The 18,764-nt window shown below is 67.7% G+C and carries 17 protein-coding genes; 10 read left to right on the top strand and 7 right to left on the bottom strand.

The window, feature by feature from the left end; translation table 11 throughout:
• The first annotated feature begins 147 nt into the window (after positions 1–147).
• The 8 genes from ybgC (at position 148) to QZ588_RS00615 (ending at position 7,532) form a co-directional block, all read left to right on the top strand.
• Positions 148–594 carry a tol-pal system-associated acyl-CoA thioesterase gene (gene ybgC, locus QZ588_RS00650; RefSeq protein WP_295538541.1) on the top strand — a complete coding sequence of 149 codons (447 nt, stop codon included), beginning with the start codon at positions 148–150 and terminating at the stop codon, positions 592–594.
• Positions 584–1,288, top strand: coding sequence for a protein TolQ (gene tolQ / locus QZ588_RS00645; RefSeq protein ID WP_295538540.1), 705 nt, complete (start codon positions 584–586; stop codon positions 1,286–1,288). The genes ybgC and tolQ overlap by 11 nt, the downstream gene beginning before the upstream one ends.
• Positions 1,285–1,740: a protein TolR gene (gene tolR / locus QZ588_RS00640; RefSeq protein WP_295538539.1), complete on the top strand. Its 456-nt coding sequence runs from the start codon at positions 1,285–1,287 to the stop codon at positions 1,738–1,740. The genes tolQ and tolR overlap by 4 nt, the downstream gene beginning before the upstream one ends.
• A gap of 9 nt (positions 1,741–1,749) precedes the next feature.
• Positions 1,750–3,210, top strand: coding sequence for a cell envelope integrity protein TolA (gene tolA, locus QZ588_RS00635; protein WP_295538538.1), 1,461 nt, complete (start codon positions 1,750–1,752; stop codon positions 3,208–3,210).
• An 11-nt stretch (positions 3,211–3,221) separates the two neighbouring features.
• Positions 3,222–4,523 carry a Tol-Pal system beta propeller repeat protein TolB gene (gene tolB, locus QZ588_RS00630; protein WP_295538536.1) on the top strand — a complete coding sequence of 434 codons (1,302 nt, stop codon included), beginning with the start codon at positions 3,222–3,224 and terminating at the stop codon, positions 4,521–4,523.
• Positions 4,524–4,651: 128 nt separating this feature from the next.
• Positions 4,652–5,182, top strand: a complete 531-nt coding sequence (pal, locus tag QZ588_RS00625; RefSeq protein WP_295538534.1) for a peptidoglycan-associated lipoprotein Pal — start codon at positions 4,652–4,654, stop codon at positions 5,180–5,182.
• Between the two features lie 2 nt (positions 5,183–5,184).
• Complete coding sequence (ybgF, locus tag QZ588_RS00620; RefSeq protein WP_295538533.1) at positions 5,185–6,258, top strand: tol-pal system protein YbgF; 1,074 nt, start codon at positions 5,185–5,187, stop codon at positions 6,256–6,258.
• 251 nt (positions 6,259–6,509) lie between these two features.
• Complete coding sequence (locus QZ588_RS00615; protein ID WP_295538531.1) at positions 6,510–7,532, top strand: XdhC family protein; 1,023 nt, start codon at positions 6,510–6,512, stop codon at positions 7,530–7,532.
• Positions 7,533–7,673: 141 nt separating this feature from the next.
• On the opposite strand, the gene QZ588_RS00610 is transcribed toward QZ588_RS00615, so the two are convergent.
• Both QZ588_RS00610 and phaE read right to left on the bottom strand, forming a co-directional pair.
• Positions 7,674–8,741: a class III poly(R)-hydroxyalkanoic acid synthase subunit PhaC gene (locus tag QZ588_RS00610; RefSeq protein WP_295538530.1), complete on the bottom strand. Its 1,068-nt coding sequence runs from the start codon at positions 8,739–8,741 to the stop codon at positions 7,674–7,676.
• A 180-nt stretch (positions 8,742–8,921) separates the two neighbouring features.
• Complete coding sequence (phaE, locus tag QZ588_RS00605; RefSeq protein WP_295538528.1) at positions 8,922–10,019, bottom strand: class III poly(R)-hydroxyalkanoic acid synthase subunit PhaE; 1,098 nt, start codon at positions 10,017–10,019, stop codon at positions 8,922–8,924.
• 250 nt (positions 10,020–10,269) lie between these two features.
• On the opposite strand from phaE, the gene QZ588_RS00600 reads away from it, so the two are divergent.
• Positions 10,270–11,454 carry an acetyl-CoA C-acetyltransferase gene (locus QZ588_RS00600; RefSeq protein ID WP_295538526.1) on the top strand — a complete coding sequence of 395 codons (1,185 nt, stop codon included), beginning with the start codon at positions 10,270–10,272 and terminating at the stop codon, positions 11,452–11,454.
• A gap of 116 nt (positions 11,455–11,570) precedes the next feature.
• The gene (phaR, locus tag QZ588_RS00595; protein ID WP_295538525.1) at positions 11,571–12,074 is read left to right on the top strand and encodes a polyhydroxyalkanoate synthesis repressor PhaR; all 504 of its coding nucleotides are present in this window, start codon (positions 11,571–11,573) and stop codon (positions 12,072–12,074) included.
• 68 nt (positions 12,075–12,142) lie between these two features.
• Here the strand turns inward: phaR and ribF are convergent, their stop codons facing one another.
• The 5 genes from ribF to QZ588_RS00570 form a co-directional block, all read right to left on the bottom strand.
• Positions 12,143–13,120: a bifunctional riboflavin kinase/FAD synthetase gene (gene ribF, locus QZ588_RS00590; protein ID WP_295538524.1), complete on the bottom strand. Its 978-nt coding sequence runs from the start codon at positions 13,118–13,120 to the stop codon at positions 12,143–12,145.
• Positions 13,121–13,166: 46 nt separating this feature from the next.
• Positions 13,167–14,762 carry a murein biosynthesis integral membrane protein MurJ gene (gene murJ / locus QZ588_RS00585; protein ID WP_295538523.1) on the bottom strand — a complete coding sequence of 532 codons (1,596 nt, stop codon included), beginning with the start codon at positions 14,760–14,762 and terminating at the stop codon, positions 13,167–13,169.
• Positions 14,763–14,934: 172 nt separating this feature from the next.
• On the bottom strand, positions 14,935–16,476 hold the full coding sequence (locus QZ588_RS00580; protein ID WP_295538521.1) for a DUF4139 domain-containing protein: 1,542 nt from the start codon (positions 16,474–16,476) through the stop codon (positions 14,935–14,937).
• A gap of 727 nt (positions 16,477–17,203) precedes the next feature.
• Complete coding sequence (locus tag QZ588_RS00575; RefSeq protein ID WP_295538518.1) at positions 17,204–17,440, bottom strand: type II toxin-antitoxin system Phd/YefM family antitoxin; 237 nt, start codon at positions 17,438–17,440, stop codon at positions 17,204–17,206.
• Positions 17,441–17,801: 361 nt separating this feature from the next.
• On the bottom strand, positions 17,802–18,764 hold a 963-nt coding region (locus QZ588_RS00570; RefSeq protein ID WP_295538515.1), incomplete at its 5' end, for a hypothetical protein.

Here is an 18,764-nt window from a genome sequence, read left to right as displayed (position 1 = left end):
CAGCCATTGCGGCTGCGGCCCTGCGCCGCAACCGTTCGCAGCGCACCTGAGCAACGTCGCCGGCCACGGCAGGACGGCCTGCGCATCTCTGCCGCACGCCCTGCGTTGCGTTATCATGCTGAGGTTTATCGCGGTGAGCTCCAGCCCATGGCAAAGGATCCGAGCCCGCTAGTCCAGGGCCGACTCGGCGTGCGGGTGTACTACGAAGATACCGATGCGGGCGGCGTCGTTTATCACGCCCGTTACCTACACTTCATGGAACGCGCGCGCACCGAATGGCTGCGCGCACTCGGCTTCGAGCAGGACCGCCTGCGCGCACAGGCGCAGATACTGTTCGCCGTGCGTCGGCTGGATATCGGTTTTCTGTACCCGGCCAGGTTCAATGAGCTGTTGCAGGTGGAGACGGCGGTGACGGGCCACGGCCGCGCCAGCCTCGACTTTGTGCAAAGCGTGCTGCGCGACGATGACCAGCGAGTGTGCTGCCGCGCCAGCGTCAACATGGCCTGTCTCGACGCCGAGCGGTTGCGCCCGACGCGCATCCCGGCAGATATCCTGGCCGCTATTTCGTCGGAGAGCACTGCCCATGGGCGCTGAGCTGTCACTACTGGACCTGGTGCTGCAGGCGAGCTTGATGGTACAGCTCGTGCTGGTGGTACTGGTGCTCGCGTCGGTGTTGTCCTGGGCCGCGATTTTCGAGCGCTCCCGCATACTGCAGCGCGCGCGCCACGCCGCCGACGATTTTGAAGCACGCTTCTGGTCCGGCGGCGACCTGAGCGCGCTGTACCGCGAGCTGGGTCAGGAAGAGAGCAAGGGACTCAATGGCCTCGCCGCCATCTTCCGCAACGGCTTCCGCGAGTATGCGCGGCTGCGCAAGAACGCACCCGACGACACCATGGCCGTCATCATGGGCGCCGAGCGCTCCATGCGGGTGGCCCTGAGCCGGGAGATGGACCGGCTGGAGAACAATCTGTCCTTTCTCGCCACCGTCGGCTCGGTAAGTCCTTATGTGGGCCTCTTCGGTACCGTGTGGGGCATCATGCACGCTTTTCAAGCGCTGGGTAACGTGCAGCAGGCGACGCTGGCCCTGGTGGCACCCGGCATCTCCGAGGCGCTGGTGGCGACGGCCATCGGGCTGTTCGCGGCGATCCCCGCCGTGGTCGCCTACAACCGCTACTCCAATCAGGTGGAGCGGCTGAACAACCGGTATGAAGAGTTCATGGAGGAGTTCTCCACCCTGCTCCAGCGCCAGGGTCGAAGCACGGCGGCAACCACGGGTCAGGCCGCATGAAGCAAAAGGAGCGCCGCCAGCGCCGCAAGCCCATGGCGGAGATCAATGTCGTTCCCTACATCGACGTGATGCTGGTACTGCTGGTGATCTTCATGGTCACGGCGCCGCTCATCACCCAGGGCGTGAAGGTGGATTTGCCGCAAGCGGTCGCGGACCCGCAGCCGGGCGAGGGCACGCCGCCGGTGGTGATCCACATCGATCAGTTCGGCGATACCTATCTCGATCTCGGCGATAACGAACTACTGCCCGTGGACCAGCAACTGCTGTTCGAGCGGCTGCTGGCCGTGCTGGACGATGCGCCCATGACCCCCATTATGGTGCGCGCCGATCAGTCGATCGACTACGGCCTGGTGGTGGATGCCATGGTCGCGGCGCAGGCGGCGGGCGCTCCCAGCGTCGGTCTGGTGACCCGGCCGCCGCCCGGCGCCGACGCGGCCCGCGGGCCGGGCTGACCGGGAGCCATGTGGCAGATCTGGACCCACTATCCGAAGGCCTTCCTGTGGTCGATTCTTCTGCATCTGACGCTGGCCGCCTTGATGTTCTTTGGCATTGATTGGCTGGTGCGCAATCAGGAACTCGGCGCCTTCGAGAACATGGTTCAGGCGCAGATGACGGCGACACCGGACATCGAGCGCCGCATCGAGGCGCTGCGCGCCAATGCCGCGGGCTCGCCGCCACGGGCGCCGGTGGCGCCGCAACCCCTGGAGCCGCCGACACCGACCGAGACCGAGCGCACCGCCGAAGCCGCCCGCCAGGCGGCGCTGGCGCAGGCGGCGGAGGAAGCGCGTGACGCCGAGCTGGAGCGCCAGCGTGAAGCCGAGGCTGAGCGCCAGCGCCAGGCCGAGCTGGAGCGCCAGCGTGAAGCCGAGGCTGAGCGCCAGCGTCAGGCCGAGGCTGAGCGCCAGCGTCAGGCCGAGGCTGAGCGCCAACGTCAGGCCGAGCTGGAGCGCCAGCGTCAGGCCGAGGCTGAGCGCCAACGTCAGGCCGAGCTGGAGCGCCAGCGCCAGGCCGAGGCTGAGCGCCAACGCCAGGCCGAGCTGGAGCGCCAACGCCAGACTGAGCTGGAGCGCCAGCGCCAGGCCGAGGCTGAGCGCCAACGTCAGGCCGAGCTGGAGCGCCAACGCCAGGCCGAGCTGGAGCGCCAGCGCCAGGCTGAGGCTGAGCGCCAACGCCAGGCCGAGGAGGAAGCTCGCCGCCGCGCCGAGGAAGAGATTCGCCGCAAGGTGGCGGCGGAAGCGGCCCGGCGGGCGGAGGAAGAAGCCCGCCGCCGCGCCGAGCAGGAGGCCCGGCGTCAGGCCGCCGAGGCCGAGGCCGCCGCGCGTGCCGAGCGCGAGCGTCAGGAGGCCGAGCGCCGCGCCGCCGAGCTGGCCGCTCAGCGCGAGGCCGACGAGCGGGCCCGCCGCGAGGCGGAAGCCGCCCGCCAGGCGGCGCTCGATGCGCAGCGCCGTGCCGAAGAGCGGGCCCGGCGCGAAGCCGAAGAAGAAGAAATCGCCCGGCGCGAGCGCGAGCTGCAGGCAGCACTGGCCGCGGAGCTTGAGCAGGAACGGGCCCGCGCGAGCGCTGAGCAAGCGGCGCAGGCGGCCGAGCAGCGGCGCCGGCGGGACGCCCTGGAAGCGGCCCAGCGCGAAGCCGCCCGCGAGCAGGTCACGAGTCGCTGGGTACCCATGATCCAAACCCGCATCCGCAGCTTCTGGGTGCGGCCCGCGGGCAGCCCGCGCGGCGTCGAGACGGTGGTCAACCTGCGCCTGGAGCCGGGCGGGCAGGTGATCCCCGGCAGCGTGCAGGTGATCCGCAGCAGCGGCCATGGCGCCTTTGATCAGTCTGTGATTTCCGCCGTCTACAAGGCCTCGCCGCTGCCGGTGCCCGATGGTGAAGACTTCGAGGCACTGTTCCAGGACTTCAATTTCCGCTTCAAGCCATGAGTAACGGGCTTATGCAACCACCACACAGTCTCGCCGCGCTGCTGCTCTCGGCGCTGCTCGCCTGGGGCCTCGCGGGCACCGCCTGGGCCAAGCTCACCATCGAGATCACCGGCGGCGTGGAAGGCGCCCAGCCCATCGCCGTCGTGCCCTTCGGCAATGTCGACGGCGCCCGGCCCGACGTTGATATCGGCGCTGTCATCGCCGCCGATCTCGCCCGCAGCGGCAAGTTCAAGCCCATGCCGCGGCGCGAGATGCTCATGACCCCGCACCGCGAAGAGGACGTGGACATCCGCGAGTGGCAGGTCCTGGGCATGAACAGTCTGGTGGTCGGAGAGGTGATGCCCCGGGCCACCGGCGGCTACGACATCCGCTATGCGCTGCTGGATGTCTTCAGCGGCAAGACCTTGCTCGTGGACACCGTCATCTCCACCAGCAGAGGCCTGCGCAACGCCGCCCACCGCATCGCCGATGCCATTTATGCCGACCTCACCGGCGAGCCCGGGGTCTTCGCCACCCGTATCGCCTACGTGACTTCCGGCGATGATCCATCGCGCGTGGCGCTGCGTGTGGCAGATGCCGACGGCTTCAATGCCCAGACCATCGTCGACTCCGCACAGCCCATCATGTCGCCGGCCTGGTCGCCGGACGGCCGCTGGCTCGCCTATGTCTCGTTCGAGGGCGGCCAGTCCGCGATCTATGTGCAGGATCTCGGCAGTGGCCGGCGGGAGCGCATCGCCAGCTACGAGGGCATCAATGGCTCGCCGGCGTTCTCGCCGGACGGGCGCAAGCTCGCCATGACCCTGTCCAAAGACGGTAACCCCGACATCTATGTGCTGGAGCTGGGCAGCCGTCAGTTGACGCGGCTCACGACTCACTACGCCATCGACACCGAGCCCGCCTGGTCGCCCGCCGGCGACCATCTGGTATTCACCTCCGACCGCGGCGGCCAGCCGCAGATCTATCGCATCGCCGCCACCGGCGGCATGGCGCAGCGCGTGACTTTTCAGGGCGACTACAACGCCGCCGCCGACTATTCGCCAGACGGCAATTCGCTGGTGATGGTGACCCGGGAGGGCGGGCGTTTTCGCGTCGTGATGACCGATGCCCAGGGCGGCGCCAGGCGTTACGTCAGTAACGGCAGCCTGGATGAGTCACCGAGTTTCGCCCCCAATGGCAACATGATAATTTACGCCACGCAGAACAACGGCCGCGGTGTGCTGGCGGCCACGCCGGTCTCCACCGGCGCCAGCCACCGCCTGTCGCGGGATTCCGGCGAAGTCCGCGAGCCCGCCTGGTCGCCACTGTTGCGGTGAGCGCCGCAACTCACACATTTGTGCCACGCACTGTGAAGCCGCACGCCACCGTGCCGGCCCGGCTCGGACGGCCGATGCATCGGCGGCGATCACCGTCTCGACCCCGCGCCCGCCGCCAGGAGCCCGACGTGAATCTGCATGCCCACCCGCTCATCGTGCTCCCGGCTGTCGTGCTGTTGCTCGCGGCCGTCGCCGGCTGTGCCACCCAGCGGCCACAGCCGGCGCCGCCGAGCGCCGCCGAGCTGGATCGCCTGCAGCGCAGCGGCGACGGGGCGCCCGCCGCGCGCGAGCCCGCACAGCCGCGTTCGCCGCTGGACGACCCCGCCAGCCCGCTCTACCGCAAAGTCGTCTATTTTGACTACGACACGACCGAAATCCGCCCGGAAGGCGCCGCGCTGCTGCGCACTCACGCCAATTACATCTACCAGACACCGGGCGCGCGGGTGACGCTTCAGGGACACACCGACGAGCGCGGCACGCGGGATTACAACCTGGCACTCGGCGAGCAGCGCGCCGATGCGGTTCAGCGTTTCCTGATCGCCGAGGGCGTGCCGGCGGAGCGGCTCTCGCGCCTGAGCTACGGCGAGGAGCGCCCGGCGGAGCGCGGCCGCTCCGAGCGCGCCTGGGCCCTGAACCGCCGCGTTGAACTGGTGTACTGACCATGACTTGCCACCTGACTCCCGCCGACCCCCCGCCCGCGCGCCGGCGCCAGGGCGCCGCCGCTGTCCCGGGCAAGCCCGCGCGCACCGCCCACGGCTCGTGCTTGTGCGTTACCCCGGCAATTGCCCCCATCGTTGCCCCGATCGTCGCCCTGGCGCTCGCCGTCAGCGCCGCCAGCGCCTCGGCGCAGCTGCGCCGCGATGACCTGCTGGCGCCGGCTCCTCTGCCGGGGGCCACCGGCGAGGTGCTCTCCAACGCCGAGCTTAGCCAGCGTCTGGCACGTCTGGAGCGCATGCTGAACGACAAGAGCCTGTCCGACTTCGTGCTCCAGCTGCAGCAGCTTCAGCAGGAGGTGCAGGCCCTGCGCGGCCAGGTGGAACTGCATCAATACTACTTGCGCCAGGCGCGCCCCGGGCGGCCACAGCTCGGCGAGTCCTATGCGGCGCGTCTGCGCACCGAAGACAGCGGCGGCGAGACCACCGCGGGCGCGACGGACTTCGACGCGGCGGCCCGCGTCGGTGGCGGGTGGCTGGGCACCGCGGTCGACGCGCCCACTGGCGCGCAGACCACAGCGGACACCGCGTCGCAGGTGCCGTCGACGCCACCGCCGCAGACCGGCGTGGGGGCCCGCGGCGGTGGCGATGATGCCGGCGGCACGCTGGCGCTGCCAGCGCCCGAAACACTGGCAGGTGGCGAGCGCGAGGCCTATCGCGATGCCTTCGAACTGCTCAAGGCGCGCGATTACGACGCCGCCAAACAGGCGTTCGCCGCGATGCTGGCGCGCTATCCCGAAGGCCAGTTCGCTGACAACGGCGCCTTCTGGCTCGGTGAGATCGGCTATGTCACCAAGGACTACCCGGCGGCCCTCACCCACTTCAACCGACTCGTCAGCGATTATCCGGGCAGTCCCAAACTGCCCAGCGCCATGCTCAAGCTCGGCTATGTCCACTACGACCAGGGCAACCTGCAGCAGGCCCGCAGCATGCTGGAGGCGGTGGTGGCACGCTTCCCGGACACCACCGAAGGACGCCTGGCGCAGGGACGGCTGCAGCAAATGACGCGCGAAGGCAGCTGACGCGCCCGGCCGCGCCCGGACCCACGGCGGGCGACGATGACCCCGGCGCGGGCGCGAGCGTCCAGCCCCAATCGTGGCCCCCACGCATGGTCGTGCATCGCCGTACCAGCCCTCCGGTGAGACAAAGCGATGCGCCGGATCACTGTTTTCTCGTCCGCTGATCTGTAATCCTGAGCCGTCGAATCGGGCGCCGCAGGTGGCCGACACCGAGCCGTAGGGACTCTTGATCCCTCACAGCACGCGATTTCACAGTGACCACACCGTCTGTACAGGTTTCCCAGGGCGCCGCCGAGCCCGTGAGTGACGACGAGCACCTGCTGGCGGCCATCACCGCGCTGGGCGAATGCCCCGGTTGGCTCTTCACCGTCGCCGCCACCTGGGGCGCCTCGCCGCGCCCGCCGGGCTCCATGCTGCTGTTGGATGCGCACGGCCGGGAGACCGGCTCGGTTTCCGGCGGTTGCGTGGAAGCCGATCTGGTGCGGCGGGTGCGCGCCGGGGAACTCGCCGCCGCCCTGCCCGGTGTGATGCGCTACGGCGTCGACGCCGATGAGGCCAGGCGCTTCGGCATCCCCTGCGGTGGTCGGCTCGACCTGTTGGTGGAGCGCATCGGCGACCTGACGCCGTGGCGGCTGCTGGAGGAGCGTGTCATCGCCCGCGCCAGTCTGCGCCGGCGGCTCTGTCTGGAGACGGGCGAGGCGAGCCTGCACCGAAGCGCCGAGGAGCATCCTGACAACGCCGCGTTTCGCTTCGACGGCCGCATCGCCGAGCGTACCTTCGGCCCCTGCCTGCGGCTGGTCATCATCGGCGCCGTCCATATCACGCGCCATCTGATACCGATGGCACGGGCCCTGGGCTATCGGGTCATCGTCTGCGACCCGCGCCGGGAACGCCTGGCGGCGCTCGCCGGCTTCGGCGTGGAGTTGGATGCGCGCATGCCCGACGATTGCGTGCGCGATCTCGCCGATGACCCGCGCAGTGCCGTGGTGGCCCTGACCCACGACCCCAAGCTCGACGAGATGGCGCTGATGGAGGCGCTGATGGGGGATGCATTCTACGTCGGCGCCCTCGGCTCACAGCGCACCCAGCAGGGGCGCCGGCAACGGCTTGCGAGCCTTGGCGTGACGCCCGGGCAGGTGGCGCGGTTGCGCGGCCCCGTCGGGCTGCCGCTGGGCGGGCGCACCCCCGCAGAGATCGCCGTGTCCATCGTCGCCGAGCTCGTGGCCGTGCGCCAGGGCGCCGCGTTGGCGCAGGGCAGACCTGGGGTGTCCGCGTAGCCGACCCGCCCATCGGGCACTCGAGCAGCGGCGCCATGGGCGCCTCTGCGCGGCGGCTTGCTGACTGGGCGAAAACGGCCGTGCCGATCCGGGGCGAGCGCGACGCGGGGCGCGCGCACCCGACCCCGTGTGCCGGGCGCGTCAGCTGCGCTCGTTGAGCCAGTTGCCGATGGCCGGGGTGACCTCTTTCTGCGCCTTGCCGCTCACGTAGATACCGATATGGCCGCCGGGGAAGGCAAGCTCCGTGTAGTCTTCGGAGCTGGTCATGCCGTTCAGGGCTTTGGACGCCGCCGGCGGCACGAGGTGGTCCTGCTGGGCGTAGATATTGAGCACCGGGCAGGTGATCTGCTTTAAGTCCACCAGCCGGTCGCCAACGCGGGCAGTGCCCTCGATGAACGCGTTGTTCTGGTAGAAGTCCTTGATGAACTGGCGGAAGGTCTCGCCCGCCTGATCCGGGCTGTCGAAGATCCATTTCTCCATTCGCAGGAAGTTCTTGACCTTGGCCGGGTCGTCCAGCAGATCGACCATGTTGACGTACTTCTGACCCGTGAGGCTGAAGGGCTTGAGGCTCAGGAACGTCCAGTTGAGCAGCTCGCCGGGGATATTGCCCATGGTGTCCACGGCCAAATCCACATCGATGTTCTGCACCCAGCTCGAGAGCAGATTATCCGGTGTTTTGAAATCCACCGGTGTCACCATGGTCACCAGGTTTTGCACCTTGTCGGGGTGCAGCGCGCTGTACATCAGGCTGAAGCTGCCGCCCTGGCAAATGCCCAGGATATTGATCTTATCCAGGCCGTGCTTGTCGCAGATGTAGTCCACGCAGCCGTCGAGGTAGCCGTTGATGTAGTCATCGAGGGTCAGTGACCGGTCTGCCTGATCCGGATAGCCCCAGTCGATGAGGTAGACGTCCTGGCCGGTGCCGAGCAGTCCCTTGATGGTCGAGCGGTTCTCCTGGATATCCGTCATGTACGGACGGTTCACCAGCGCGTAGACCACCAGCAGCGGCACCGCTTGCTGCGCCACCTCGCTGGGGCGGTGGTAGCGGTAGAGGGTCAGCTTGTCGTCGTGGTAGACGGCGTCCTTGGGGGTCACACCGGTGTCGATGTCACCGGCGTTGACGAGGTTTTCCATACCCTGACCCAGCTTGCGGCTGTAGTCGAGCATTTCCTCGCCGAGTTTGTCGGGGCGGATTTCGATCGGGAACATGGGCGCGTAGATCCTCGAAGGTGGTGCTAGTGCATCGGCGGCGGCGGTGTCGCCGCGCCGGGCGCGTCGTTCTGGCGAGGGCGCGGGGCCGACGCGCTAGACAGCGCGTATGCGGCTCGCGTCCCTGGGCGCTCTGTGCCGGGCTCTTTGTGCCGGGCTTGTTGGGTTGGGCGCCCGGCGTTAGGCGAGCGGACCCTCTTTGGCGGCCGTTTTCTTGCGCGCGACGGCCTTTTTCCTTGGCATCGGCGGCGCAGGCGCCGGCCTGGCCGGGGTCGGGCGCCCGGCGATCTGACGCTTGATCGACTCCAACTCCCGGCGCAGGCGCTTGTTCTCGCGACGGGTCTCCTGCATGCGGTCCTGCAGCGTGCGCAGCTCTCTGCCGGTGGGCATGTTCAACGCCCCCAGGGTCTCATCCACCAGTAAAGACATCCGCTTCTTGAGCGCCATCTGCGCGTTGACCAGCCGGCCGTGGATGCGGGCATACTCGGGCGTGCTCACCTCGTCTGCATAGACGTGCTCGCAGCAGGCAACCCAGTTGTCGTACAACTCGCGGGCGGACTCGATGGCCTTGCCCTCGTTGGCACGGGACTGAATGAGCTCGCGCAGGCGATCGACGGACTTGCCGCCGAGCTTGGCGAAGAAGCCCATGTACTCCTGGTAGGTGCGCTGGTAGTCCATGCTGACGCGCAGCAGGTCCTGGTACTGGGCCTGTTCCTCGCGGGTGTAGCCGAGGCCCGGCGCCGAGAGGATGCGGTCGAAGTTCTCTTTCAGCTGCTCGTGCGGCATATTGCGCAGCATGTCGCCCGGCATCATGGGCGACAGCGACGACATCATGCGCTGCCAGTTATCCAGCGGCATTTCCCAGAACCCCAGCATGCGTCGCATGGCGTCATCGCCGCCGGCGAAGGGGTTGGCCGAAACGCCGCTTTGCATGGCGTCGGTGAAGGCGCGCTGCATCTCATCGAAGGTTTTGTTCAGTGCGTCCCAGCCGGTGCCGCCGCCGGTGTCCGACAGACCGCGGGTGAAGCGCTCGATGGTGGCGAAGTAGGCCTTGCCCTGCTCCATGAGCCGTTCCATGAACTGCTTGGAAGGGTCGCTGGCGGCCGGCGAGACCGCCTTCCACCATTGGTCCATGGCGGCCTCCCAGGGAGCGGCTTCCCAGCGATGCTGCCGGGGCGCCTCCAAGCCCATCGCCTTGCGGCTCATGTTAGTGAGGTTTTCCCAATAACGCTGTTGCAGCTTCAGCCAGTCTTCGTTGAACCAGGTATCGTTCGCCATGTGTGTTGCGGACGCCGCCGCCCTCCTCTTTAGTGCTATCCCAGTCACGCTAACACGGAAATTTGTGCACTGCAACAAAACCCCGTAGACTTTGACTGCGTCAGCGCACGCACGATCACGTCATTGTCGCTAGACTCGCAGTCGCCGACCTGGCCTTCCGGCCCAGGCCGTGAGCACGAATAACGCTGGCCAGCGCAGACGGCCGGCGGATCCCGTAACCGAAGACGCCACCGCAGAGGAGATCCCTGTCATGTCCCAATCCGCCGTCATCGTCGCCGCAGCCCGCACCCCCGTTGGAAACTTCGGCGGCAGCCTCGCATCCCTGCCCGCCACGGCGCTCGGCGCCGCTGTCGTCAAGGCCCTGCTCGAGCGCACCGGGCTCAAGCCCGAGCAGATCGACGAGGTGATCCTGGGCCAGGTGCTCACCGCCGGCGTCGGCCAGAACCCGGCCCGTCAGACCACCATCCATGCCGGGCTGCCGCAGGAGGTGCCGGCGATCACCATCAACCAGGTTTGCGGCAGTGGCCTGCGGGCCGTGCACCTGGCGATGCAGGCCGTGCTCTGTGGCGATGCGGATGTGGTCATCGCCGGCGGGCAGGAAAGCATGAGCCAGGCCGCGCACGTGCTGCCCGGCTCGCGCGACGGCAAGCGCATGGGCGACTGGAAGCTGATCGACAGCATGATCGTCGACGGTCTCTGGGACGCCTTCAACAACTACCACATGGGCGTCACCGCCGAGAACGTTGCCAAGAAGTACGAGTTCTCGCGCGAGCTACAGGATGCCTTCGCCGCCGATTCGCAGCAAAAGACCGAGGCCGCCCAGGCCGCCGGTCGCTTCGACGACGAGATCGTCCCGGTGGCGATCCCCCAGCGCAAGGGCGACCCAATCATCTTCGCCAAAGACGAGTTCCCCCGCGCCGGCACCACCGCCGACAAGCTCGGCAAGCTGCGGCCTGCCTTCGACAAAGCGGGCACGGTAACCGCAGGCAACGCCTCCGGCATCAACGATGGCGCCGCCGCCGTGGTGGTGATGAGCGAGGCCAAGGCACAAGCGCTGGGCCTCGAGCCGCTGGCGCGTATCAAGGCCTTCGCCACCGCCGGCGTCGACCCGGCCATCATGGGCACGGGCCCCATTCCGGCATCCACCAAGTGCCTGGAGAAGGCCGGCTGGAGCGTGGCCGACCTCGATCTGGTGGAGGCCAACGAGGCCTTCGCGGCGCAGGCGATGTCGGTCAACAAGGACATGGGCTGGGACACCGAGAAGGTGAACGTCAACGGCGGCGCCATCTCCATCGGCCACCCCATCGGTGCCTCCGGTGCCCGTGTGCTGGTGACCCTGCTGCACGAAATGCAAAAGCGCGATGCCAAGAAGGGCCTGGCGACGCTTTGCATCGGCGGCGGTCAGGGCGTTTCGCTGGCTGTGGAACGGGGCTGATACGGTGTTGTGCCGGCGGCGGCAGCGCCCGGCACAAGGACGTTGATGGATGATCACTCAGCCCCGCCGTGGGTGGGTTAGACTGGGGGGACAACTCCGCTGTCTCCCCGGTCGCTATGCCCACCGAGCGCATCATCAAAAAGTATCCAAACCGGCGTCTGTACGACACCGAGCTGAGTCGTTACATCACCGTTGCGGATGTGCGTGATCTCGTCATGCGCGGCGTGCCGTTTCGGGTGCTCGACACGGCCAATGACGCGGATCTGACCCGATCGATCCTGCTGCAGATCATGCTCGAAGAGGAGGCCGGCGGCGAGCCGCTGTTCTCCGCTAACATGCTGGCGCAGATCATCCGCTTCTACGGTGGCACACTGCAGGGGGTGTTCGCACGCTATCTGGAGCACTCGCTGGACGCCTTCGCCGACCAGCAAAAGCACCTCGCCGAGACCTGGGGCGAGACGCCCTTCGATGCCATCAACCGCATGGCGCAGCACAATATCGATCTCTGGGCGGATGCCCAGGACACCTTGCTGCGCGCAGCGGGTCTGGAGCCGGCGCGCGCATCGCACAAGGCCGATGATGACCGATCCGACGACGCGGACGGCGACCAGCACAGCTGAGGCGGCGCGCTCGCGCCCGGGGTTGGTGGCGCCATCGGTGTCTGCGACGGCGACGGTGCACAGCGACTTCAGCCGGCGCCCAGGTAGTTGCGGGCCGCGGCGGCGTCGCGGCCGATCTGCGCCTTCAGCGCCTCGAAGGACTCGAAGCGATGCTCGCCCCGCAGGCGCAATCGCAATTCCACTTCCAAGTGGGCGCCGTAGAGGTCGCCGTCGAAGTCGAGCAGGTGCACTTCCAGGCGCACATCCTGGCCGTCCACGGTGGGCCGGCGACCGACGTTGGCAACCGCTGGCCACAGATCCGGCCAGCGCCCGGTCCAGGTGGCGGGCCGCCGGGCCGGCAGCCGTCCGCCGTCCAGATCTCGCACCGCGACGGCATAGACACCGCTGACCGGGCTCACCCGCCGATGCAGCGGCAGATTCGCCGTTGGAAAGCCGATGCTGCGCCCGCGCTTGTCGCCGTGGGCCACACGCCCGCGCATGGCGTAATGGCGGCCCAGCAGATGGCGGGCCTGCGCCAGCTCGCCGCGGGCCAGGGCTTCGCGCACCCGGGTGCTGCTGATGCGCGCCTCGCCATGGGTGATGGTGTGCAGGTTCTCCACCTCGAAACCGTGCTGCGCCCCCGCCGACTGCAGCAGCTGGAAATCGCCGCCGCGGTGACGACCGAAGCGGAAATCGTCCCCCACGAGCAAAAAGCGCACCCCCAGCCCTTGCACCAGCAGGTCGTCGATGAAGGCGTCCGCCGGCATGGCAGCGAGCCTGGGGCCGAACTCCAGCAGCATCACCCGGTCGATGCCGTCGGCGCCGATGGCAGCGAGCTTCTCGCGCAGTCGCGTCAGGCGCGCCGGTGCAGCGTCCGGCTGGAAATACTCCATGGGCTGCGGCTCGAAGGTGATCACCGTCGCCCCCAAGCCCAGCTCGCGTCCGCGCTGCAGTAGGCGCTGAAACACGGTGCGGTGACCAAGATGGACGCCGTCGAAGTTGCCGATGGTGGCGACACAGCCGCGCTCGCGCGCGCGCAGATTGTGTAGGCCCCGGATCAGTCTCATCGCGCTTGGTTGCTCGGGCTGGGGTTGGTCGGGATTGCGCGGCCGATTATAGACTGCCTGCGGCCCGCGCTTGCGCGTCGTCATGCACCGCCAGCGGCGGCGGCTCGCGAAAATGACGCGGGCGCAGGCCCAAGGCCAGCAGTGCTCCGCCATACACCAGGGCGGCGGCGGCGATGATCGCCAAGAGCCGGCCGGTTCGGCTGGCGGTGTCGGCGCTCAGCCAATCGGCGTCTGCGCCCGCGAGCCACCACAGCAGCAGCGCCATGGCCAGGTTGGCCGCGAGTGCCCGGCGCAGCAACCGTCGCCAGCCCGGGCGCGGGCGATAGACACCACTGCGCACCAGACCCAGCAGCAAGAGTCCGCCGTTGAGCAGGGCCGCAACGGATGTGGCCAGCGCCAGACCGCCGTGGCCGAAGGGGGCCATCAGCACCAGGCTCAGGGCCAGATTCACGGCCAGCGCCATCAGTGCGATGCGCACCGGTGCGCGCATGTCCTGACGGGCGTAGTAGCCGGGCGCCAGAGCCTTCACCGCCATGAAGCCCGTCAGTCCCGCCGCGTAGGCCACCAGGCTCTGCCGGGCCATGGCGACATCGCCGGCGTCGAAGCTGGCGGACAGAAACAGCGTCGCCAGTATGGGGCCCGCGAGCAGCATCAGGCCAATGCTCGCCGGTACGCCGAGCAGCAGCACCCAGCGCAGGGCCCAATCCAGGGTGGCCGAGAAGGGCTCGTCGGCGCCGGGCGCTGCCCGCAAGGCGCCCGATCGCGACAGCCGCGGCAGGATTACCGTGCCCAGTGCCGCCCCCAGAATCCCGAGCGGGAACTCCACCAGGCGATCAGCATAATACAGCCAGGAAATGCTGCCGGTGGTGAGGAAAGACGCCAACAATGTGTCGATCAGCAGTGCCAGCTGCGCCACCGACACCCCAAACAGGGCCGGTCCCATCAGGCGGCCGATGCGCCGCACCCCCGGATGCCGGAAGCCAAGCCGCGGCCGCGGCAAGAGCCCGAGCTTGGCCAGAAACGGGAGTTGGAAGGCCAACTGCATCAGCCCCCCCAGCAGCACCCCCCAGGCCAGCGCCATCACCGGCTCGTGCAGCCGGGGGGCCAGCCACAGCGCACAGGCGATCAGCACCAGATTCAACAGCACCGGGGTAAAGGCCGGTACCCCGAAACGCTCATAGGTGTTGAGGAGGGCGCCGGCGAGGGCCGTGAGGCCGATGAAGCACAGATACGGCAGCGTCAGCCGCAGCATGGCCGCCGCCAACGCGTGGGTTTCGGCAGCCGCTGCGAAGCCCGGCGCAAAGACGAGCACGAACATCGGTGCCGCGAGCACGCCGACCAGCGTGAGGGCGAACAGCACCAGCGCCAGGGTGCCCGCGGCCCGGTCGATGAAGGCCCGCAGGCCGGAGGCATCGCCGAGTGTCCGATACTGCTGCAGGACCGGCACCAGCGCCGCCGCGAAGGCACCCTCCGCAAACAGCCGCCGCAGCAGATTCGGCACCTTGAAGGCCACGAAGAAGGCATCCGTGGCGGCATCGGCGCCGAACAGGCGGGCGATGAGCAGGTCGCGCAGAAAACCGAGCAGCCGCGAAAGTAGCGTCGTGGCGCCCACCCTGGCGCCGGCGGTTGTGAGCCCGGCCACGGTCACTCCTCATAAAGGGGTCAGAGCCCTTTATGGCCTGACTGCGCTGCGATGCGCAAGACCCAGGGCCTCGCAACACGCCTGATCGGCGCCCGGCTCGCGGTTATATCCACCAGCAGCTGGCGGCCGCCGTGGCGGAGATGATCCCCGTCGCGGAGGCCTACGACGCCACTCAGAGGCGAACGCGTACCCGATAGGTGAGCACCGTCTCGCCCTCCGCGGGCACCGTCAACCTCCAGACCGCCATGTTGGCGTTACCCACCTCGTGCGGGGCGCTCTCTTCGAGTATCCGCCAGTCGCCGGGGATGCGTTCCTGCACGGTGACGGGCTGCGGCTCGGGCTTGGCATTTTTGATACGGATCTCGTAGGCGCTGTCGAACTCGTACTGCCAGGGGCCGGTGCCGGAGCGCTTGTCGAAGGCGGTTTGCTTGCGCTCGGCGGTGACGTCGAAAGACTCGCCGAGCTGCAGGCGCAGGGTTTCGTTTTTGGGCGTATGGTCGATGCGATCCTCGCCGACGAACTGGGCGTTGCCGGCCGCATCGCGCTTGTAGATGCGCACCGTGCCCGCCGGCAGCGGCATGCCCAGGTTCGATGCCGCGTCGTTGGTGAGGGTCAGGAAGACGCTGACCGTCATCTCTTCGCTCAGCTGTCCGCGGGCGCCGCGATAGCTGCCGGGGTTGCCGCGGATCAGCAACTCCTTGGCGACGGCCACCCCGGGGGCATCGAGCAGCGACACCTGCTTGGTCTGGTTGTCGGCGATGGTGGTGGGGCGCTCCAGGGTGTAGAGGTGATACTCGAACAGGCGCTCCTCGCGCATCTGCGGCGCCGCCACGGCCCGCGGCATGGCCTGCATCATCATCATATCGGCCTGCGGCTCGGCGGCGACGTTGACCTCGCCGGCGACGAGCTGGAGCTTGGCATCGGGATAGGCGGTGCCGCTCTGATTGGTGAGGGTGACCCAGCCGGTGAGGTCGAGAGCGGTCTCGTCCGCGGCCAGCTCGCCGACGTAGTCCGCCTCCCAGCTGAGTCCGCCGCTCAGATAGGACAGCTCCAGCTCACGCTCGGCGGCGCTGGCCGTGTCCAGCGCCAGCACCAGGGTGGGGCGATCCCGCAGGTTGGACGGGATGTCGCGATAGACGATGCGCCCGGGCAGCTCGCCGCCGCGGCTCGTCTCGATCCGCTGCTCGTCGCCATGGCCGATGCGCAGTACCACGCCGTCGCTGGCGGCGAGCACGGTGGCGCGTTCCTCGGTCTCCTCACCTGTCGTGGGGTGGGTGCGCACGATGCCCACCTCGCGGCCGACATACTTTTCCAGCAGCTTGTTGGGGGTCAGCAGGTCGAAGTCGAAGTTCTGCTCCAGCACCGTGAAATCGCCCGCGCCGGCGGTATCGCGCAGTAGGGCGGTTTCCGGGCGCATGCGGGCGCTCACGTCCCGGTAGGCCAGGTCCACGCGCCCGGCGGGCAGCGTCAGTCGGCGGCGGTCCTTGATGAGGGCCAGATTTTGATTGTAGATGGTCACGGCGACGCCGGTCTGCGTCGACAGCGTGCTGGTTTGCTCGGGCACGTCGCTTTGAGCCGGGCGCTGCTGCTGAGCGCCCGTGGTTGCGGACGAAGAGACGGGCGTCTGCGCCGGCGGTTGCGCCGCGGTCATGTCCGTGCCGATGAGGGACAGGGCCGCGAGCAGCGCGGCCGGTATGCCGATGGACTGATGCATGAGTCACCTAGTCGGTGGGCGCCGGCCCCGAGCTTGGACCGGACAATGGGCCAGCGCGCCGGCGCTCGCCGGTCGGTCTCGGCGTGGATGGCCGGGAACAGCCGCGCCAGGAGCTCCGGAAAGAATCCCTCCAGGGCCGCCTGCCAAGGACTGTCGCCGTCGCCCGACGCCGATCCCAACGCGGCTGGCGTGTTGCTGCGAACCATGTCGTCAGTGTAGCCGGTCGCCCGCCTGCTGTCGGCAGTACCGTCAAGGGCTCTGACCCCTTTCAGCCCGAGGCGGAAACATGTCGCAGGTCGATCGGCTGCTGGACCTAGATCATGCTTCCAGGTTCTCACAAATCGAGCAGGCGGCCGCCTCGCTCGGCAAGCGTGTGAAGGTGCGGGTGGTCTAAGGGCTCCCGCTGCAGCAGAGGCTGATGCGCGAGCTCGGAGCACAAGCCGGTCAGGTCCCTCACCGCCTCGGCCAGCTTGATCCTTGCGTCGCAGGCGCGCAAATCAAATCCTGAGCCCCATTCCTGATCGGATATATCGAGTCGACAAACACGCATCTCTGAAACTGACAGCATCCACGGGCAACTTCCCGATCCGATGTTTGATCGCCACTTCCCAGACGCTGGCGACGGAGACCCGTGCGCGATACGACGCGATTAGTACTCGGGTGTCATCCCGCAAACGGGTGTCACCCAGCAGCCACCAGAGCATGACCTGGGTGTCCAGTAGCAGGGTCACGGACCATCGAACAATTTGACAACCTCTGACTCCGTTGCCTCCGTGAAGGCCTCGTCGACATCCATGCGCCGGTCCGCCCAGCTCCCCCAACCCCGCAATCCCGAAGCCGGTGTGCATGGCACCAGACGCACCTGAGGCTGGCCGTGGCTGGCGATCACCACCTCCTCACCGGCAGCGGCGGCCTTGACCAGCTTCGAGAGTTGGTTCTTGGCCTCGAGCATGTTGACTTGCATGCGTTGTGGCTCCTCTAAAGCGTTTCCGGTCAAAGGATAAACGTATTAGCCAGGTTAGCCAACCTCAACTTTGGTCATCACGTCAATCAAGAAGTGACATAGTGCCCGGTAGAGGTGCTCAACCCCGACATCCGGCCCCGGCCTCACGTCAGACCCGACTCGGCGCCTGGGTGACCTTTTTCGAGCATTGGCAGGAGGAACAGACGATGGCACAGCTCGAGCACGCCCCCATCCAGCGGGCGCTGAGCCGGGTACGCGAGTTGAGCGTGGACAGAAGAGGCGCGGCGCCTGGCCTTCGTGCGTGAGCGGGCCCTGGGGTAAAGTCAACTGCCCCCGGAATTCGCAGACCCCCACTCCTCGCTTAATGAAAGATGGTTTCCGGGGTCTCGGCGCTTAGAATGCGGATCGACCACTGCAGCAACTGCTCGGGCTCGGCGGCCGTGATGCGCTCGCGGTAAGCGTCGGCGGTGTCTGGCCCGAATTTTTCTTGTAGCAGCGCCAGCAACATCATGGCTTCGCCCTGCTTGACGCCCTGCTTAAGCCCCTGCTTGACGCCCTGCTTGAGGCCCTTCTCGATCCCCGCTTGTTCAACCGTGGTGACATAGGGCATACGCTGTTGCTCCTCGTAAGCATAGAGTGCTTGGCGAAAGTCTGCTTCCAGTCCTGCAGGCAGACGAATCATCCAGTCGATGAGCCGAAACAGTTCCAGGATCAGCGCGCGCTCGTAGCCGCGCTCGTACATCAGGCGGATCAGGCGGAATTTCCAACCCTTGAGCGTTTCGCCATCGTCGGTCACTTTGGCCCGGATCTGTGCCATCACCACCAGGGCAAAGACGTTGTCGCTGGCTTCCAACTCGGCCCACCGCTCCGGCTCATCGTCGTCGAGCAGTTTCACCATGGGAAAGCGGAAGTCAACCCGGCAGTCCCAGAGCGCTGCGCTGTAGTGTTGGGGGCGAAAGCCATGATCCGTATCGGCGAGCACGGCCAGACTGGCCACGGGCACCTGGTAGCGGTCGCGGATCTTATAGTGGTAGGTGTACATCCGCTCAGCAAAGGCCGCTTCTGGCTCGCCTTGCACCTCCACATGGATCAGCACCCAGGCCGCCGTGCCATCGCGCAGCGTGACGCCGACCAACTTGTCGGCATAGCGCCGGGTGGTCTTGGCCTCACGCACGATCTGCTGGAATTCCTTGTCAAGGAATTGAATCTCCTTGGCCCAGTCGATCCCGGCATGGACGCGCGGGAACAGCAGCGCGAGAAACTCCGGAAAGAAGCGCTCCAAGGCCTCCTTCCAGGGGCTGTCGTAGTCGCTCTTGGCTGATCC

The organism is uncultured Thiohalocapsa sp. (assembly GCF_913062725.1).
GTDB lineage: Bacteria > Pseudomonadota > Gammaproteobacteria > Chromatiales > Chromatiaceae > Thiohalocapsa.
Note: the sequence above shows the minus strand (reverse complement) of the source record. Positions and strands in the feature narration are given on the sequence as shown.

Excerpts from the sequence above, each read along its gene's own strand:
- ybgC (WP_295538541.1), top strand. The coding sequence starts at position 148 with ATGGCAAAGGATCCGAGCCCGCTAGTCCAGGGCCGACTCGGCGTGCGG.
- tolQ (WP_295538540.1), top strand. The coding sequence starts at position 584 with ATGGGCGCTGAGCTGTCACTACTGGACCTGGTGCTGCAGGCGAGCTTG.
- tolR (WP_295538539.1), top strand. The coding sequence starts at position 1,285 with ATGAAGCAAAAGGAGCGCCGCCAGCGCCGCAAGCCCATGGCGGAGATC.
- tolA (WP_295538538.1), top strand. The coding sequence starts at position 1,750 with ATGTGGCAGATCTGGACCCACTATCCGAAGGCCTTCCTGTGGTCGATT.
- tolB (WP_295538536.1), top strand. The coding sequence starts at position 3,222 with ATGCAACCACCACACAGTCTCGCCGCGCTGCTGCTCTCGGCGCTGCTC.
- ybgF (WP_295538533.1), top strand. The coding sequence starts at position 5,185 with ATGACTTGCCACCTGACTCCCGCCGACCCCCCGCCCGCGCGCCGGCGC.
- QZ588_RS00610 (WP_295538530.1), bottom strand. The coding sequence starts at position 8,741 with ATGTTCCCGATCGAAATCCGCCCCGACAAACTCGGCGAGGAAATGCTC.
- phaE (WP_295538528.1), bottom strand. The coding sequence starts at position 10,019 with ATGGCGAACGATACCTGGTTCAACGAAGACTGGCTGAAGCTGCAACAG.
- QZ588_RS00600 (WP_295538526.1), top strand. The coding sequence starts at position 10,270 with ATGTCCCAATCCGCCGTCATCGTCGCCGCAGCCCGCACCCCCGTTGGA.
- phaR (WP_295538525.1), top strand. The coding sequence starts at position 11,571 with ATGCCCACCGAGCGCATCATCAAAAAGTATCCAAACCGGCGTCTGTAC.
- ribF (WP_295538524.1), bottom strand. The coding sequence starts at position 13,120 with ATGAGACTGATCCGGGGCCTACACAATCTGCGCGCGCGCGAGCGCGGC.
- QZ588_RS00580 (WP_295538521.1), bottom strand. The coding sequence starts at position 16,476 with ATGCATCAGTCCATCGGCATACCGGCCGCGCTGCTCGCGGCCCTGTCC.
- QZ588_RS00575 (WP_295538518.1), bottom strand. The coding sequence starts at position 17,440 with ATGCAAGTCAACATGCTCGAGGCCAAGAACCAACTCTCGAAGCTGGTC.